This is a genomic window from Winogradskyella pulchriflava, assembly GCF_042434315.1.
GTDB classification, from domain to species: domain Bacteria; phylum Bacteroidota; class Bacteroidia; order Flavobacteriales; family Flavobacteriaceae; genus Winogradskyella; species Winogradskyella pulchriflava.
This window is the reverse complement of sequence record NZ_JBHLTQ010000009.1, coordinates 1-740: the sequence shown is the minus strand read 5'-3', so window position 1 is coordinate 740 and position 740 is coordinate 1. Positions and strand designations below refer to the sequence as shown.

The following is a 740-nucleotide window of genomic DNA, read 5'->3' as shown; positions in this document are numbered from 1 at the left end:
CTAATGAATCGACAATAACACGTACTTGGTCATTGACTGATGAGTGTAACAACACGACTACTTTAGTTCAGACTATTAATGTTGTGGATACTACGGCACCAACGTTTACTGCACCTGCAGATTTAACCATTGAATGTGATGTTGATGCTACTGACCTTAGTATTACTGGTGATGTTACTGACGAAGCGGACAACTGCTCTAGTGGTCTTGAAGCGACTTACACTGATACTGTGGCTGCTGGAAGTTGTGCTAACGAATCGACAATAACACGTACTTGGTCATTGACTGATGAGTGTAACAACACGATTACTTTAGTTCAGACTATTAATGTGGTGGATACAACGCCTCCAACATTAACTGTGCCTGCCGATATTACTATTGAGTGTACTGAGGATGAGTCTAGTGCTAATACTGGTGTGGCTACTGCTACTGATACTTGTGGTTCGGTTACGATTACTGAATCTGATGTGGAAACTGCAGCTTGTGGTAACACTAAAACTATTGTAAGAACATGGACTGCTACGGACCAATGTGGTAATACCACTTCTGGTACACAAACCATTACTACAGAAGATACTACACCTCCTACTATTGATGATTCTGGTGTACAAAATATAGATATTCAATGTGGTGTAACTCCTGATGGTACACTTGAGGCTTGGTTGGCTAATAATGCTGGCGCTACGGCTTCTGATACTTGTGGAACTGTGACATGGTCTAATGATTTTGGATCTAACACT

At 41.2% G+C, this 740-nt stretch carries 1 protein-coding gene; it reads left to right on the top strand.

Annotated elements, in window-relative coordinates; all coding sequences use genetic code 11:
* Positions 1–740 (top strand): HYR-like domain-containing protein (locus ACFFGA_RS14825; protein ID WP_446697951.1); only part of this gene is annotated, 740 nt, incomplete at both ends.